This is a genomic window from Myceligenerans crystallogenes, assembly GCF_039529775.1.
Classification (GTDB): Bacteria; Actinomycetota; Actinomycetes; order Actinomycetales; family Cellulomonadaceae; genus Myceligenerans; species Myceligenerans crystallogenes.
Window position 1 is genome coordinate 82,636 of the sequence record NZ_BAAANL010000002.1, and the last position, 15,695, is coordinate 98,330.

Annotated in this window: 15 protein-coding genes and 1 pseudogene; 9 read left to right on the plus strand and 7 right to left on the minus strand. The window is 72.7% G+C overall.

What is annotated here, in order from left to right:
- Positions 1–439, minus strand: a pseudogene (locus ABD208_RS05075) (hypothetical protein); the annotation flags it as partial.
- A 161-nt stretch (positions 440–600) separates the two neighbouring features.
- Between ABD208_RS05075 and ABD208_RS05080 the strand changes: the two are divergent.
- The 8 genes from ABD208_RS05080 to ABD208_RS05115 all read left to right on the plus strand — a co-directional run bounded on the left by ABD208_RS05080 (position 601) and on the right by ABD208_RS05115 (position 7,907).
- Positions 601–1,221, plus strand: coding sequence for a GNAT family N-acetyltransferase (locus ABD208_RS05080; RefSeq protein WP_344100200.1), 621 nt, complete (start codon positions 601–603; stop codon positions 1,219–1,221).
- Between the two features lie 96 nt (positions 1,222–1,317).
- On the plus strand, positions 1,318–1,935 hold the full coding sequence (locus ABD208_RS05085; RefSeq protein ID WP_344100202.1) for a TetR/AcrR family transcriptional regulator: 618 nt from the start codon (positions 1,318–1,320) through the stop codon (positions 1,933–1,935).
- Positions 1,936–2,039: 104 nt separating this feature from the next.
- Entirely contained in the window at positions 2,040–3,662 is a 1,623-nt protein-coding gene (locus tag ABD208_RS05090) for a class I adenylate-forming enzyme family protein (protein ID WP_344100204.1), read from the plus strand.
- 60 nt (positions 3,663–3,722) lie between these two features.
- Positions 3,723–4,580 carry a hypothetical protein gene (locus tag ABD208_RS05095; protein WP_344100206.1) on the plus strand — a complete coding sequence of 286 codons (858 nt, stop codon included), beginning with the start codon at positions 3,723–3,725 and terminating at the stop codon, positions 4,578–4,580.
- A complete protein-coding gene (locus ABD208_RS05100; RefSeq protein ID WP_344100208.1) occupies positions 4,577–5,161 on the plus strand; it encodes a hypothetical protein in 585 nt (194 codons plus the stop codon). The genes ABD208_RS05095 and ABD208_RS05100 overlap by 4 nt, the downstream gene beginning before the upstream one ends.
- Entirely contained in the window at positions 5,151–6,836 is a 1,686-nt protein-coding gene (locus ABD208_RS05105; protein ID WP_344100210.1) for a fatty acyl-AMP ligase, read from the plus strand. The genes ABD208_RS05100 and ABD208_RS05105 overlap by 11 nt, the downstream gene beginning before the upstream one ends.
- Position 6,837: 1 nt before the next feature.
- Positions 6,838–7,143 (plus strand): acyl carrier protein, encoded by a 306-nt coding sequence (locus tag ABD208_RS05110; protein ID WP_344100212.1) that lies wholly within the window; start codon positions 6,838–6,840, stop codon positions 7,141–7,143.
- Between the two features lie 29 nt (positions 7,144–7,172).
- Positions 7,173–7,907, plus strand: a complete 735-nt coding sequence (locus ABD208_RS05115; protein WP_344100214.1) for an SDR family oxidoreductase — start codon at positions 7,173–7,175, stop codon at positions 7,905–7,907.
- 121 nt (positions 7,908–8,028) lie between these two features.
- Here ABD208_RS05115 and ABD208_RS05120 read toward each other — a convergent pair whose 3' ends face one another.
- From ABD208_RS05120 to ABD208_RS05140, 5 genes are all read right to left on the minus strand, one after another.
- Positions 8,029–9,645 carry a vWA domain-containing protein gene (locus ABD208_RS05120; RefSeq protein WP_344100216.1) on the minus strand — a complete coding sequence of 539 codons (1,617 nt, stop codon included), beginning with the start codon at positions 9,643–9,645 and terminating at the stop codon, positions 8,029–8,031.
- Positions 9,642–11,495, minus strand: a complete 1,854-nt coding sequence (locus tag ABD208_RS05125) for a S1 family peptidase (protein ID WP_344100218.1) — start codon at positions 11,493–11,495, stop codon at positions 9,642–9,644. Before ABD208_RS05125 ends, ABD208_RS05120 begins: the two co-directional genes overlap by 4 nt.
- Positions 11,492–11,830: a CU044_2847 family protein gene (locus ABD208_RS05130; protein ID WP_344100220.1), complete on the minus strand. Its 339-nt coding sequence runs from the start codon at positions 11,828–11,830 to the stop codon at positions 11,492–11,494. The genes ABD208_RS05125 and ABD208_RS05130 overlap by 4 nt, the downstream gene beginning before the upstream one ends.
- A 153-nt stretch (positions 11,831–11,983) precedes the next feature.
- Entirely contained in the window at positions 11,984–12,721 is a 738-nt protein-coding gene (locus ABD208_RS05135; RefSeq protein WP_344100222.1) for a response regulator transcription factor, read from the minus strand.
- Positions 12,722–13,153: 432 nt separating this feature from the next.
- On the minus strand, positions 13,154–14,362 hold the full coding sequence (locus ABD208_RS05140; protein ID WP_344100224.1) for an MFS transporter: 1,209 nt from the start codon (positions 14,360–14,362) through the stop codon (positions 13,154–13,156).
- 65 nt (positions 14,363–14,427) lie between these two features.
- Between ABD208_RS05140 and ABD208_RS05145 the strand changes: the two genes are divergently transcribed.
- Positions 14,428–14,814: a MerR family transcriptional regulator gene (locus tag ABD208_RS05145; protein ID WP_344100226.1), complete on the plus strand. Its 387-nt coding sequence runs from the start codon at positions 14,428–14,430 to the stop codon at positions 14,812–14,814.
- Here the strand turns inward: ABD208_RS05145 and ABD208_RS05150 are convergent.
- Entirely contained in the window at positions 14,760–15,689 is a 930-nt protein-coding gene (locus ABD208_RS05150; protein ID WP_344100228.1) for a hypothetical protein, read from the minus strand. The genes ABD208_RS05145 and ABD208_RS05150 overlap by 55 nt on opposite strands.
- Between the last annotated feature and the right edge of the window lie 6 nt (positions 15,690–15,695).

Below are 15,695 nucleotides of genomic sequence, written 5' to 3' on the forward strand. Positions count from 1 at the left end.
CGCCCACGCCCAGCACGAGCCCGTCGCCGAGCCCGTCGCCGTCGCCGAGCGTGAGCCCGACGCCGTCACCCACGCCCACGCCCAGCACGAGCCCGACGCCGAGCCCGTCGCCGTCGCCGAGCGTGAGCCCGACGCCGTCACCCACGCCCACGCCCAGCACGAGCCCCACGCCGAGCCCGTCGCCGTCGCCGAGCGTGACCCCCACACCGTCACCGACGCCGTCGCCCAGCACGAGCCCGACCTCTTCGCCCGGTCCGACCGCGACGCCGTCGCCCGGTCCGACGGTGACGCCGAGCCCGTCGCCGTCCGGCAGCGCGGATCCGACACCGGCACCGAGCCCGACGCCGCCGGACGGTCCGGACGGCACTCCGTCGCCGGATCCCACGCCGTCGCCGGAGCCTCCGCTCGCCGCGACCGGCATCCCGCTGGGCCTCCTCATGGCGATCGCCGCGGCCGCGGTGGCGGCCGGGAGCGTCCTGCTGCTGGGGTTCCGCCGGCGCGACGCCTGAGGGCAGGGTGACGTCGGTCGCGGGGTTCCCGCGACCGGCGTCACCCGATAACCTCGCAGGTCAGTCCGCGTTGCTGTGGCAGAGTAGGCGCGTGGAACCCTTTGTCCTCGCCAACGAGTCCGTCCGGTTGTCCGTGCCCACGGTCCGTGACATCGACGCGATCATGCTGGCTTGCCAGGACTCCGCCATCGCGGACTGGACCGTGGTGCCGTCGCCGTACCGGCGCGAGGACGCGGAGGTCTTCGTGCAGCGGTTCGTCCCGGAGGGCTGGAGCCGGGGCAGCGCGTACAACTGGGCGGTCCGCGAGGCCGGCACGGCCGACGGGCCGCTGCTCGGGATGGTGGGCGTCCACTTCGAGGGGCGCGCGGGATCGCCCGATCACGAGCAGTGCGCCGAGCTGGGCTTCTGGACCGCGCCCGCCGCGCGGGGCAAGGGCCTTGCCACGGAGGCCGGCCGGCTGGTCGTGGACTGGGCCTTCGATCCGGAGGGGCTGGGGCTCGCCGTCCTGCAGTGGGTCGCGTACACCGGGAACTGGCCCTCGCGGCGCGTGGCCTGGAACCTCGGGTTCCGCGTCGAGGGCACGATCCGCCGGTACGGGCTGCAGCGCGGCAGGCGCCGTGACGCCTGGGTGGGCACGCTGCTGCCCGGGGACCCGCGGGAACCGAACGAGGAGTGGACGGGGCCGTCGGAGGCGCATCGTTCATTCGGGTGAAAAGGAATATTCACACTGATGCCGCGAGCGCAACACCATCTCATATCGTGAGATGTGCTCCCGTTACTGCTCTGCGCTCCAATAGGTTCCCTGAACGTGTTCAGTGAACAGGTTCAGCCGCAAGGCCGCGCGGCCCAGCGCGAGGCGACCCGGAGGCAGGTGCTCCTCGTCGCCGCGCGCCTGTTCGGCGAGCACGGCTTCGAGGGCACGAGCATCCGGCAGATCGCCACCGACGCCGGCGTCAGCGTCGGCACCGTCATGGCGATCGGCGACAAGAAGCACCTGCTCGTCGAGGTCTTCAGCGACTGGATCGCCGAGATCCACCAGAAGGCCGCAGAGCTGCCTCCGGTGGCGCCGCCGGACGACCTCACCGACGCGCTGTGCGCCGTCGTCGGCCCGTTCCTCGACATGTTCCTCGACAACGGCGAGCTGGCGCGCCACTACGGCGCCGCGCTCATCCACGCCGGGGACCGCACGCGGACGCTGAACCTGCTCGGCGACCGTCTCTGCGCCGAGGCACGCGCGGCGATGCTGCGGTTCAGCACCGACGCCGAGCAGGCCGACGCCGTCGCGGACCTGCTCTACCACCTGTACCTCGGCCACCTGTTCGCCTGGGCGATCGGGCGGTTCGGGGACGACGAGCTCCACCGGCGGATGCGCGGCTCGATCGAGTTCGTCGTCACCGTGCACCGCCCGGAGACCACCGTGCGGTAGCCGGCCCCCCAGACCGGATATCCGCACCCCAGCACCACCAACACCCCAGCACCACCGCACTTCCCCCCCCCAGCACCATGTGAAGCGGAAGGAAGCACTGCCCGATGACACCCCCCAAGAACATCGGCGTTCTCTACGACTGGCAGGCCGAACGCGGCCACCGGACCGTCGTCCACGCGGACCGCCCCGCCGACATCGCCCCCGGTCTCGGCACCTCGTTCGACGCCGCGGCGCTGGCGACCCTCGTGGCCGACACCTCCGCGTGGCTCGCCGCCGCCGGGGTCGAGCGCGGCTCGCGCGTCGGCATCGTCAAGGAGAACCACCTCGACATCCAGCTGCTCGCCGCGGCGACCGCCCGCATCGGCGGCCTCCCGGCGACGATCTCGGCCCTGAACCGGCCGGACGACATCGCGATCATGCTCGGCAAGCTCGAACCCGCCGTGGTGGTGATCGGCACCGGGGCCCTGGAGAAGATCAGCCGCGTCGAGAACTACCCGCTCGCCCACGTCCCGCACGTCGTGCTCGGCGCGGACCCGATCCCCGCGACGTCCGTCCGCACCGCCCGGATCGCCGACTTCTCCGGCGCGGCCACCCCGGCCGTGAACCTGCGCCCCGACGACGAGCCGATGATGGTCACCCACACCTCGGGCACGACCAGCACGCCCAAGCTCGTGGTGCACACCGCCGACACGAACCGGGCCGGGACGCGCGTCGAGCTGCTCCCGATCCCCGGCGGGGTCAGCAACCACCGCGACACCGTGCTGACCTCGATCTCGTTCGCGCACTCGCGTGCCTACCCGTTCATGATCGCCCAGTTCCGCTGGGCGCCCGCGAACATCGTCATGGTCGGCGACCACTCCGCGGCCGTGGCCGAGCGGATGTTCGAGCGGCACCGGCCCACCACGGTCGAGGCGACCCCGAACGTCTACCAGCACTGGGTGCCGATCGTGCGCCGCCGCCCCGAGCTGTTCGGCCAGGTGCGGATGTACATCAACACCTTCGACACCATGCACAGCTCCATCGCGCGCCCCTTCGTGGAGGCCTCCCGCAACCCCGCCCTCATGTGGGGGCACAGCTGGGGCCAGAGCGAGGTCGGCCCCATCGCGCTGGGCATCTACACCAAGCGCAGCCTCCGGCCCGGCGCCCAGGGCACCGGCACGCACATGAACCGGCTCGGCATCCCGTGGCCCGGCATCGCCAAGGTCAAGGTCGTGGACCCGGTCACGATGCGCGAGCAGCCCCGCGGCACGCCCGGCATCCTCATGGTCAAGGCCACCTCCGTCTGCGTCGACTACCTCGGCGACACCGACCGCTGGCAGGACAAGCGCGACGGCGACTGGTGGAACACCGGCGACTACGGCACCAAGGACCTCCTCGGCCGCATCCACTTCCTGGACCGCGGCGTCGACCGCATCGAGCACTCCAGCGCCATCGAGATCGAGACCACCCTCCTGGAGCGCATCCCCGACGCCGAGGAGGTCGTCGTCCTCGCGAACGGCGACGACGCCCCGCTCGCCGTCGTCGCCATGCGGGACGGCACCGCGTTCGACCGCGACCACTGGACCGAGATCACGCGCGACCTGCCCGCCCTGGCCGAGCCCGTCGTCATGCCCTGGGCCGACCTGCCGCGCACCTCGACCTGGAAGATCCGCCGCAACGAGCTGCGCGAGCTGCTCGGCGAGAACAAGGTCCTGGCCGCCCATGCGCTCGACCAGCGCTTCATCTGACCCGGACGCACACCCGGCTGCCTCACCCACGAGCAGCACACACGAAAGGGACGCCCCGCGTTGACCAGCCTCTACGACACCGCACTGACCGAATCGCTGCGTGCCATGCCGTACAACAGCGCGTCGCAGTTCCAGACGTTCGTCGCCGGAGACACGCCCGACCCACGGTTCGGCGCCGCCTGCCTCTTCCAGACGATCGACGCCGCCGACCGCGCCATCGCGGCCGGCGCCCCTGACCCCGTCTACCTCAAGTCGGGCCGCCACCTCGCCGCCGTCTTCGACGACGGCGAGTCCCTGGTGGTCCTCGACCCCTACCTGCTGCACCGCGAGCCGCTCGTCTTCGACCTCGCGGCGCTCCGCGAGGCCGGGGAGCTCACCGTCACGTCGCCGGCCGTCCAGACCCGGTACGACGACGACGGCGCGCGCAAGGACTCCATCCTGACCGGCACGGTGCGCACCCGCGACGACGGGTACGTCCTCGCCCTGGAGTACCGCCGGTACAGCCCCACCCGCCGGCACTACGTGGTGAACCGCTTCTTCGAGCTCGCCTCGACCGGGGCGATCTCGCGGGACCTGTCGGCCTTCGACGCCGACATCCACCTCACCCACCCCGAGCAGACCAGCCTGTCCATCCGCACCCTGAACCACGAGCTCACCGACACGGCCGAGGTCATCCTGCCGCTGCGCGGCTGGCAGGACACCGTTTTCGGGGTCGCGGACCTGTGGACCAGGGACAACCAGGGCGTCAGCCGCCCGGCGTCGTCGGACGCCTCAGGGCCGGTCTGGGAGAGCGTCACCGCGAACACCGGCCTGACCCGGATCGAGATCGAGGAGCACCTCGTCGAGGCGTCCGAGCTGTACCGGAAGAAGGCCGACCCGGCCGTCGCGATCGACCCGTACAAGCTGGACCCGGAATGAGCGGCCACCCGACCGGCGCCACGACCGGCGCCACGACCGGCCCCCGCGTGTTCGTCGCCGGCACCATGCAGGGCGCCGGCAACGGCCTCGACATCGCTGACCAGACCTACCGCGACGTCATCCGGGACGCCGTCCTCGCGCGCTTCCCGGACGCCGAGTGCCTCGACCCCGGCAGGCCCGTCCAGGAGCTCGTCGCCGGGATGGCGGCCCGGCCCGACGAGTTCGCGGCGCTCGCCGCGCAGCTCGGCGCCGAGCGCGTCGACCTCGACGCGCTCGGCGCGGACGTGCAGCGCATCCGCGGCGCGTTCCGGGAGATGACGGCGCTCGCGGCGGAGTGCGACCTGGTGATCGCCTATCTGCCGGGCACGACGCCGAGCATGGGCACCGCCATGGAGATGTACCAGGCGTACCTGGCGGGCGTGCCCGTGCTGGCGATCACGGAGCAGCGGATGAACCTGTCCCTGCTGTCGACGGCGACCTGGGTCATCTCCGGCCTCGGCGGCCTGGGGGCCTGGCTCGAGCGCCACGAGTTCCACGACGACGCACAGGAAGAGGACCAGGAAGGTGACGATGAGCGCTGAGCGCCTGACGCTGTTCGAGTACCTCAACGAGTACAACCCCGTTCGTTACGAGGCCGTCGACGCCGACAACACCGTCGTCGACTCCATGACCGCGCCCGAGCTGCGCGAGCAGTCCCTGCGGCTCGCCGCGGCCCTGCGCGAGGTGGCCGAGCCGGGCGATCGCGTCGTCATCCCGCCGCTGTCCGGGCTCGACTTCGAGCGAGCGTTCTTCGCGTGCGTCGCCGCGGGCATGATCGCGGTGCCGCTGCCGAAGATGCCCTCGGTGGCGTCCAACAAGCTGCGCCGCGTGGAGAGCATCCTGGCGGACTGCGACGCGCGCGTGATCGTGTCCCCGCCCGACGAGGTCGCCCTCGTCGCCGAGCGGACCGGGGTCCGCGCGCTGGACCCGGCCGTGGCCCGGCAGCCGGCCGGCGACGACGGGCCCGGCCCGGCCGAGCCGGTCGCGCGCGACCCGCACGACATCGTGCTGCTGCAGTACACGTCCGGCTCCACGGGGGACCCCAAGGGCGTGGAGATCAGCCAGGCCAACCTGGTGATCAACCAGCGCGAGATGGGCTCGCGGTGCGACGTGACCGCCAGCACCGACATCGTGGCCTGGCTGCCGTCGTACCACGACATGGGCCTGTGCTCGATGGTGATCCAGCCGGTCGTCACCGGCGCGCGCGTGGTCAAGATCCACACCACGGACTTCATCCGGCGCCCGCTGCTGTGGCTGGAGGCGATCTCGGGGCGCGGCGAGGTGTGGTCGGCCGCGCCGGACTTCGCGTACCGCACGTGCCTCCAGGCGCTGGAGCGCGCGGAGTCGTTCGACGCCGACCTGTCGGGCTGGCGGACCGCGGGCAACGCGTCCGAGCCGGTGCGGGAGTCGACGATGGTGGCCTTCGAGAAGGCCATGGCACCGTACGGGTTTCGCAGCACGGCGTTCCGGCCGGGCTACGGGCTGGCCGAGTCGACCGTCTGCGTCGCGGTGAACGCGCCGGTTCAGGCGCGCACGGTCCTGTCGGTGGACCTGGCCCAGCTCGCCCAGGGCGTCGTCGTCCCCGTCGAGCCGGCGTCCGGACGGGCGCCGCTGGTCGGCTGCGGCCGGCCGATCGACGACAGCGACGTGGTGATCCTCGCGCTGGACGACGCCGTGGTGCTCGGCGAGGACCGGGTGGGCGAGCTGGCGGTCGCCGGGCGCTCGAACGCGCGCGGCTACTGGAAGAAGCCGGAGGTCTCCGAGGCCACGTTCGGCACGCGGATCGACGGGCGCAGCTACCTGCGCACGGGCGACATCGCGTTCCTGCACGACGGCGAGGTCTTCATCTGCGACCGGCTCAAGGACCTCATCATCGCGGGCGGCGAGAACTACTTCCCGTCCGATCTGGAGGCCGACGTCACCGCTCGGGTGGCCGAGCTCGACGGCACGACGGTCGCGGTGTTCCAGGACGCCGGCGGGGACGTCGTGTTCGCGTTCGAGGCGGCGTCGTCGGCGTCGGCCGGGGACCTCGAGGCGCTGATCAAGAGCGTCGTGCGCGCGGCCGCGCAGACCTACCCGGGGCGGCTGCGCGGCGTCGCGCTGCGGCGCGGCCTCATCCCGAAGACGACCAGCGGGAAGGTGCAGCGCACGCGCTGCCGGGACCTGCTGGCGACCGGTTCGATCACGCCACTGCACACGTGGCCCGAGAGGGGATGACATGACCCAGGAGAAGGACATGACGGCCGCGCGGACGCGGGAGGAGCTCGAGGACCTGGTCGCCGGGCTGCTCGAGGACAAGATGATGGTGGCGCGGGGGCACGTCGACCGGGAGACGCCGGTCGGGGTGTACGGCGTGGACTCGGTCACCCGCACGTCGCTGATCTCGGAGATCGGTGGGAAGCTCGGGGTCGGGCTCGACATGTCGGCGTTCGGCGACAACCTGACCGTGCAGCAGATCGCCGCCCGCCTGCACGAGGCGCTCGGGGCCGGCGGCGAGGCCGACGACACGTACGAACCGGTGTGAAGCACGGTGCGAGAACAAGGGAGAGCGGCATGAGAGTTGCGGTCATCGGCGGGGGATTCTCCGGCGAGGCGTTCGAGCGGGCGCTGACCGAGCGCGGGGCCGAGGTGGTGCGGCTGTCCCGCGCGACCGGGTTCGACGTCCTGACGGACGACGCCGCCGCGTCGATCGGCGAGGCGGACGCGATCATCGAGGCCACGGGCCACTTCACGACCAGCAGGAAGGTCGCGGTGGACTTCTTCACGCGCTCGGCGCGGAACGTGGCCACGGCCGCGGGCAAGCTCGGCGCGAAGCACGTGCTGCTGTCGATCGTGAACTGCCACCTGCCCCTGGCCATGGAGTACGGCTACTTCGCGGGCAAGGCCGAGCAGGAGCGGGTCGCGCGTGAGGAGGGCACGAACCTCACGATCGTGCGCTCGACGCAGTGGTTCGAGTACCCGCGCCAGAACCTGGAGCGGATGAAGTTCGGGCCGATCGCGCTGGTGCCCGCGATGACGATCCAGCCGGTCGCGGTCGACGCGGTCGCGGGCGTGCTCGCCGAGGTCGCCCTGGGCAGCCGGGGCGGCGACGTCGTCGAGGTGGCGGGCCCCGGGACGACGACGCTGTGGGACATGACCAAGCCGCTGGAGAACAAGGGCGCGGCCCCGGTCCCGCTCCCCATCCCGGGCGCCATGGGCAAGGCCTTCCGCGACGGCCTCCTCACCCCGGGCCCGGACGCGGTCATCGCGGGCCCGGCCTACGGGGAATGGCTCGCGAGGCAGGCGTGACCCCCTCCGCGGGGTAGCGGGCACGGGGCAGGGCTCTCGGGAACGAGGGCCCTGCCCCGCCTTCGTGCGCCCTGCCCGGCGCCGGGCAGGGCCGGGCGCCGAGCCCTGCCGCGCGGCAGCACTACCCCGCGCCGCAGCCCCGGGTCTCCTGGAAGGCCTGCAGCAGGGCGCCGTCGTCGGTGCCGGGGCCGGCGTCGAGCATCCGGCCGCCGGTGAGGTCCGCGATGCGCGTGAGCTCGGCCGGGTCGGCGTCGCCGTAGCGGATGGTGTAGGCGGGGACCGCGCGGACCTCGGCGGGCAGGGCCTCGTACCGGCGGGTGAACGCCTCCGGCGTGGTCCCGGAGTTGTTCTCGCCGTCGGTCATCAGGACGACGGTGACCGGGCCGTCGCCCGCCGCGACCGCGTCCGAGGCGACCGCGTACGCCTCCTCGAGCGCCGACCAGACGGCGGTGCCGCCGTCGAACTCGTCGGCGGCCGCGAAGGCCTCGATCCCGGCCAGCGAGGCGGCGTCGTCGACGGCGAACTCCCGCCGTTCGAGCACGCCGCGGCCGAAGCGGAGCACGACGACGGTCTCGCCGCGGTAGAACCGCACGAACCGGCCGGTCGCGGACCGGTCCTGGCCCGCCAGCCCGCCGAGCGTGGCCCGCAGCTCGGCGATGCGCCCGCCCCGCATCGAGCGGGAGAAGTCGAGCGCGAGGACCGTGGTCCCGGGGCCGGCGTCGCGCGCGGCGGCGACGAGCTGGTCGACGACGCCCGGGTCGCCCGGGAAGTACAGCGCGTTGCCGAGCTCGCCCCGCAGCACGTCCAGGCGTGGCACCTCCGGGTCCACCGGGCGGCGCAGGGTGGTGGTCATGAGCTCGCGTTGCGTCCGCGGGGCGGTCAGGTGGCCGACGACGGCGTCGAACGCGGTGCGCCGCCGCGGGTCGAGCAGCATCAGCGGGTAGTCCGCCATGACGATGCCGTCCTGCGGCTGGATGATCTCCAGCGGTTCGGCGAGCTGCTCGTTCAGGCCCAGCAGCACGGACTCGTAGCCGATGAGGCCGTCCGCCGCGGCGGGGTCCGCGCGGTAGGCGTCGGCGAGCCGCCGCGAGTCCGGGGCCTCGAGCGTGCGGCCGGCGAGGAACCCGCCGAGCCGGTTGCAGGCGACGTCGTCGGCCCGCAGCGCGGTGCCCGTGCCGGCCGCCGCCGTGGCGACGCCCACCATCGCCGCCAGGCCGCTGAAGCTCCGGGCGGGGTCGGCCATGCCGTAGCTCAGCGTGCCGGCGGCGGCCTGGTCCGCGACGTCGGCCCACGACAGGTGGTCGGGGTCCGGCGCCGTCCGGCGCAGGGCGTCGGCGGCCTCCGGGCGCAGGCCGAGGACGACGGGCGTGCTCATGATCGGCTCGCGCAGGGGCAGGGGCCGGTCCTCCGGCCAGTCGCCGGAACGGAGCTGGAAGTACGCGTCCGAGGCGAGCCAGGCGGCGTCGTACCGGTCCGGCTGCTCCAGCACGACGCGGGTCGCCTCGAGCGTGCCCATGTACTCGAGGTCGATCCGGACGCCGGTGGCCTCGCTCAGGCCGGCCAGCAGCGGCTCCAGGTCGCTGAGCTCGGAACTGGCCACGACGTGCAGGGCGGCCTCGTCGCGTTCCAGGGCGGTGGTGCACGACGCGGCGGTCAGGGCCAGGGCGGCGGCGAGGGCGGCTGCGGCGGCGCGGGTGACGGCGGGGGTTGTGTGCGGGCGGATCCGTCGTGACCTCACCTCTCGACCTCCGAGTTCGTGGCGTTCTCGATGAGCTCGGTCAGCGCTCCGGTGTCGGCCGGGAACTGCGCCTGGGTCAGGCTCGCCGGGTCCGGCGGCACCGGGACGCCCTGCTGCTCGAGGTAGGCGTAGAGCTGGTCGGTCCCGCTCGCGCCGGCGGTCGCGTCGACGTAGACCCGGAACCCGAGCTCGGTCATCCGGTGCCGCAGCTCCGGGTCCTCGGCCAGCACGTCCTCGGCGAACGTCTTGCCGCGTTCGGTGAGGAAGACCAGCTCGGGGTCCGTGATGAACTCGCGGTCCGGGTAGAGCAGGACGCGCTCGCGGTCGAGCCCCTCGTTCCGGGCCTGGCCGACCTGCCAGTCGAAGTACTGGTGCTCGTAGATCACGGCCACCGGGGTCTGGCTCAGCCCCTCGTCGGAGAAGTACTTGGTGCGGATCCCCGGCTGCGGCAGGCCGGCCCCCTCGAACAGCGGCCGGATCCGGCGGCCCAGGCCCGCGACGTCTCCGGGGGTGGGGGCGGTGTCGCCGTTCGCCACGAAGGCCACGAGGGCGAGGTAGGTCGCGGCGGAGTTCGACCGGCCCGCGCCGGTGGTCTGCGCCAGCACCACGTTCCCGTTCTGCCGGCCCTCGCCGGAGGGGGTCCGGCCGAACCCGATGTCGTCCCACGTGCGGCCCTCGAGGCCCAGCTCGACGAACTTGTCGACGTCGAGGTCGTAGTAGAGCGGTTCGTCGTCCTGGCCCTCGCGGGGCGTGGCGACGCCGTCGGCCACCAGGGCCTCCGCGTACGGCCGGAAACTGGCCAGGACCAGCGGGCTGGTGAACAGCGACCGGCTGCCGACGAACAGGTCCCGGGAGCGGCGGTCCTGCGTGATCAGGTTGGCGGGCGGGCGGCCCGAGGGGAACGCGAAGTCGTACTCCCCGCCGCCGATGACCTCCTGCGCGACCTCGAAGGAGCCGCGGCGGGTCACGTCCACCCGGTAGCCGCGCTCCGCCAGGAGCCGGATCACCTCGGCGTCGTTGAAGTAGTCCTCCTTGGAGGCCATGATCCCGCTCACCACGGTCGGGCCCGCCCCGGGGGACGAGGGGCCGCCCGGGAGCGCGTCGCCGATCAGCACGCCCAGGGCGACGGTCAGCGCGAGCACCCCCGCGCCGATGGTCGCGGCGGCGACCTTCGATCCCGGCCCGCCCCGGAACAGGGCGAGATAGCGGGAGAACGCGTCCCGGACCGAGGCCCGCAACGCGCTGGGCCGGCTGAGGGCCGACCGCAGCGTCTCGTAGGGCAGCACCCGGGCGTCGCGGCGGCCGCCGCTGCCCGCGGTCACGAGCATGCCCACCACGTGGCCGCCGACGACGGCCGGGCCGCCGCTGAACCCCTGCTGCAGCGCGAGGGTGGCCTCCGGGGCGGTGTCCACCTGGACGAGGCCGCCGGCGACCCGGCCCCGGAGGGTCGCCGGGACCCAGCGGCCCCCGCTGTCGGCGGGCGGGTGCCCGAACATGGACACCTCGGCGTCGGCGACGTGGCGTCCGAGCCGGAGCGGCCGCACGCCCCGCGGCCGTCCCTCGCCGGGCAGCAGGTCGAGCCCGGCCAGGTCGTGCGCGGGGTCCCAGTGGGACACGCGGGCGTCCCGCGTCGCGGCCCGGGCCCCGGGCAGGTGGGCGAAGGTGACGGTCAGGATCTCGCCCGTCGCGCCCGTGGCGCGGTCCAGGCCCAGCGCGTCGCTGACGACGTGGGCGCACGTGATGATCCGGCGGCGCCCCGCGACGAAGCCCGAGCCGATCGCGTCCCCGCCGCCCGGCGGCGTGAACGCGACCATCGCGGACTCCCACTCGGTGCGTCCCCGCAGCCTCACCGGTCCGTCCGCCAGGTCATCGTCACCGCGAAGTTCACCTCGGAGGTGCCGCTGGTGATGACGGCCGACGTCGTCGCGCCGAGCCGCAGGCCGAACTCCACGGTCACCTCGTCGGGCCCGGCCTCCCTGGCCCAGCGGGCGACCGCGTGGGCGGTGGGGGTGACGGCGTCGAGCGCGGCGGCGACCGAGCGCGCGGCCCGGCCGACGGCGCCCGCGCCGCCGCTCGCCGGGGCCAGCTCCTCGGCGGGACCGGCCACCTCGACGAGGACGACGTCGGTGGTGCCGGCGTCGTCGTCGACGGGAAACTCCAGGACGCGGACGCCGTCCGTGCTCATGCGCGCGGGGTGGGGCGGGGGGCGGGGGAGGGGAGTGCAGGACGAGCGGGTCTCATGACGGATCTCCGATGCGGGACGACGAGTCGGGCCGGTGCGTCGAGCGGCTCGATCCTATGGCCGGCGGGCCTCGCGGGAAAGGAAAATGAGGGGGTATCAGCTCGCGAGGGGAGCCACGGGCTCGGCGACCGCGGTCTCGGCGCCCTGGGGGAGCGCCGAGGCCGGATGGCCGGGATGATGTCGACCCATCTGATACCCCACCCCGCGGATCGTGACGATCCAGTCGTTGGACCGCAGCTTGCGCCGCAGGCTGCGGACATGGGTGTCGATCGTGCGGCTCGGTATCGGCCAGTTCGTGCCCCAGACGCCGGCCATGAGTTCCCGGCGGCTGAGCGTGTTCCCGGCGTGCTGCGCGAGGGTGAGCAGCAGGTCGAACTCCTTCGCGGTGAGCTCGACCGGCTCGCCGGCGAGGAACACCTTGCGGGTGTCCGCGTCGATCTGCAGGGGCGACAGGTCGATGGCCTGCCCGGACCGCCGGTGCGGCGCGACCCGGCGGAGGATCGCCTCGATCCGCGCGACGAGCTCCCGGCGGCCGATGTTCTTGTCGATGCAGTCGTCGGCGCCCGCCTGGAGCGCCAGCACCCGGTCGAGCTCCGATCCGTCGCGGGCGATCGCGATGATCGGGGTGTCGCACGCGCGCCGGATCTCGCGGCAGAGCTCGATGCCGTCCGTGTCCGGGAGATCGAGGTCGAGCAGGACCAGCTCCGCGTCGTGGTGGTGCGCCGCCATGAGCTCGGCGCCGGTGCGGAAGACGTCGACGGAATGACCCAGGCGCTCCAGGTCCAGTGTCTTCGCCTCGGCCTCGCTCGGTTCCTCCACGATGAACACATGCATTGTTTGATCTCCTTTGACCGGACAGTGCTGCGACGAGGTCTTGAATTGTGGCGAGGTCGTTCGTGGTGCGAGGATGAATATGAGGCGTTGTCCTGGTGCGCGATAACGTGCTCCGGGTCCGTCGTGATGGCCGGACACCGGAGACCGTAAGCATTGATGGGGGACGGCGGAAGATTTTGCCATCTCCCGCCGCCCCACGATAGCTCAGAGCCATCTAGCCAACAAGACCCCTCTGACCTGCGATGACGAACACGGATGTGGCGCTTGTCACAGGCCTTGACGGCCATCCGGCCATGCGGTCGAGCGCCCCGATGATGCCGGGCGCGCACGTGAACCGAACCCGTTCCTCTTTCGCCGGACGGCGTCGAGGAACAGGTTCGGTTCGGCTGTTCAAGATGTTCGGGTATGAATCGCTGCGAAGGCCTCCGCGATTTATTCCGTCACGGTGGGACGTTTTGCGGGGAAAGCGTGCGCGCGAGCCGCCACGACCACCGCGACGACCGGCGCCATGAGGGCGACCACGCCCCACGGGAAGGACGCGGGCCCGAGCAGCCCGAGCATGATCCCGCCCACCGCGCCCCCGCCCGCCATGGCGGTGTTCCACGTCGTGACCAGCAGCGTCTGGCCGCGCTCGCCGCCGGCGTCCGTGACCGCGGTCTGCAGGAGCGTCGTGACGCCGCCCCACCCGAGGCCCCACATGATGACGGCCGTGTACACGAGGGCGGGGTTCCCGGCGAGACCGGTCAGCATCCCGGCGGCCGCCAGGAAGAGGCCGGAGCTCACGATGGTCAGGATCCGCAGCCTGCGGTCCACGAGCGCGCCGGTGACGAAGATGCTCACGACGGACGCGATCCCGAAGACGAGCAGCACGAGGTCGCGGTCCCCGTCCATCCCGTTGGCCTGGAGGAACGTGGCGATGTAGGTGTACAGGATGTTGTGGGCGAGCACGTACGCGGCCACAGTGAACAGCACGGGCACCACGCCGGGCAGCTTGAGGGCCGCGACGATCGGCTCCCGCTTGCCCGGGAGCTGGCCGGGGGCCTCGGGGACGGAGAGGCGGATCCAGGCCATCAGCAGCACGGAGATGACCGCGACCAGCCCGAAGGTGAGGCGCCAGCCGAACAGCTCGCCGAGGAACGTGCCCACCGGGATGCCGAGCGACAGCGCGAGCGGGACGCCCGCCATGGTGATGGCGATTGCCCGGCCCTGCAGGTGCGGGGGCGCCAGCCGCCGCGCGTACCCGACGAGCCCCGCCCAGACCACGGCGGCCGCGACGCCCGCCGCGAGGCGGAAGCCCATGGTCAGGACGTACGAGGGGGAGACGGCGGTGACAACGTTCGCGACCGCGAAGGTCAGGACCGCCAGGAGGAGCAGACGCCGCCGGGGCCACGTCGCCGTGGCGGCCACGACGGGGATGGCCGAGAGGCCCGTGGCGAGGGCGTAGATCGTCAGCGTCTGGCCCGCGGCGGACTCGCTCACGGAGAGATCACGTGCCATCTCGGGCAGGACGCCGGCCGGCAGCGCCTCCGTGAGGATGCCCATGAAGGCCGCCGTCGTCAGGGCCAGCAGCGGGGACCAGGGCAGGCCGCCGCCCTCGCGGGTCTGTGGATCTGGTGTGGGGCTTGTGCGAGTCGTGGTCACAATCAGCTACTCTCCAACCATCACATCAATGTGATGGTCAATCGGTGTGAGGTGAGGTGGGTCACATGCGGATCGGTGAGCTGTCAGCACTCACGGGGATCCCCCGGCGCATGCTGCGCTACTACGACGAGGCGGGGCTCCTGATCCCGGACCGGTCGGCGAACGGCTACCGGGAGTACGACGCGCAGAGCGTGGACCGGGCGCTGCAGATCCGGGGCCTGATCGAGGCCGGGCTGCCCACCCGCGTCATCAAGCAGGTGCTGCCCTGCCTCAAGCAGTCCCGGGACATCCTGGTCGCCGGCGCGACCCCGGAGACGCTCGCCCTCCTGGAGGGCGAGCGGGACGCCATGACCGAGCGGATCGAGCGCCTGACCCGGAGCCGCGACGCGATCTCCCGTTACATCGGCACGGTGCGGCGGATGCGGCTCCACGAGGTGTCCGTGGCCTCTTGACCGTAGCGGACGGGGTTCGCGAGCACGACGCCGTGGCTGGTGACGTCGATGACGATCCGGTCCCCGTCCTCGATGCGGAACCCGTCGTGGAAGCTGGCCTTGTCCGCCCCCAGGAGCAGGTAGTTCACCGTCCCGGGGTGCCGCAGGAGCGGGTAGGACAGCAGGTGGTCCACCATGTCCGGGATCCGCTGGAAGATCGAGTCCGCGCCGCACGAGAAGGGGCCCTCCCACGCCTTGGCGCCGTCCCGTTCGATGGTGACCCGCCCCGTGGCGGTCTCGGGCGGGTCCTCCAGGAAGAGGTGCGGCACCACGGAGGTCTCGCACAGCTTCGCGTACGGGGTCCAGGCCCACGGGTTCTCGCGGTGCAGCCCGATGTCGTTGAGGTCGTTGCCGAAGGTGTAGCCGGCGTAGTGGGGCACCCCGTCGTCGTCGTTCACCCAGACGAGCGTGACCTCCGGCTCCTCGAGCAGCCAGAGGGGCTCGTGCGGGACGACGAGATCCTCGCCGGGCACCCGCAGCCACGATCCCGGGCCCTTCAGGTAGTAGTTCGGGCGCGCGAACGGCTCGTCCGGCGCCGGCGGCCGGTCGAACTTCGAGCGGTGCGTCCCCATGAACCCGTTGACCAGGGAGTCGCCGGACGCGGGCGGCAGGAGCGGCGGCAGGAACCGCAGGCCCGCGCTGCCCGGGTCGACGGTGATCGTGTCGTGGATCTCCTCCAGCGCCGTGGCCAGCGCGGCGGGGCCCCCGCCCTCGAAGAGGGCCTTGCGGTACCAGCCGTCCTGGACGGGACGCAGGGTCAGGGGCGCGCCCGGCTCGGGGATCCCCGTGCCGGCGTAACGGCGTCCCTGGTACTCGCACTCGAAGATCGTCGTCATCGGTGT

What these genes read in the sequence shown, in the direction of transcription:
- ABD208_RS05090 (WP_344100204.1), top strand. Translation starts at nt 2,040, where the DNA reads ATGACACCCCCCAAGAACATCGGCGTTCTCTACGACTGGCAGGCCGAA.
- ABD208_RS05115 (WP_344100214.1), top strand. Translation starts at nt 7,173, where the DNA reads ATGAGAGTTGCGGTCATCGGCGGGGGATTCTCCGGCGAGGCGTTCGAG.
- ABD208_RS05130 (WP_344100220.1), bottom strand. Translation starts at nt 11,830, where the DNA reads ATGAGCACGGACGGCGTCCGCGTCCTGGAGTTTCCCGTCGACGACGAC.
- ABD208_RS05145 (WP_344100226.1), top strand. Translation starts at nt 14,428, where the DNA reads ATGCGGATCGGTGAGCTGTCAGCACTCACGGGGATCCCCCGGCGCATG.
- ABD208_RS05100 (WP_344100208.1), top strand. Translation starts at nt 4,577, where the DNA reads ATGAGCGGCCACCCGACCGGCGCCACGACCGGCGCCACGACCGGCCCC.
- ABD208_RS05110 (WP_344100212.1), top strand. Translation starts at nt 6,838, where the DNA reads ATGACCCAGGAGAAGGACATGACGGCCGCGCGGACGCGGGAGGAGCTC.
- ABD208_RS05150 (WP_344100228.1), bottom strand. Translation starts at nt 15,689, where the DNA reads ATGACGACGATCTTCGAGTGCGAGTACCAGGGACGCCGTTACGCCGGC.
- ABD208_RS05105 (WP_344100210.1), top strand. Translation starts at nt 5,151, where the DNA reads ATGAGCGCTGAGCGCCTGACGCTGTTCGAGTACCTCAACGAGTACAAC.
- ABD208_RS05135 (WP_344100222.1), bottom strand. Translation starts at nt 12,721, where the DNA reads ATGCATGTGTTCATCGTGGAGGAACCGAGCGAGGCCGAGGCGAAGACA.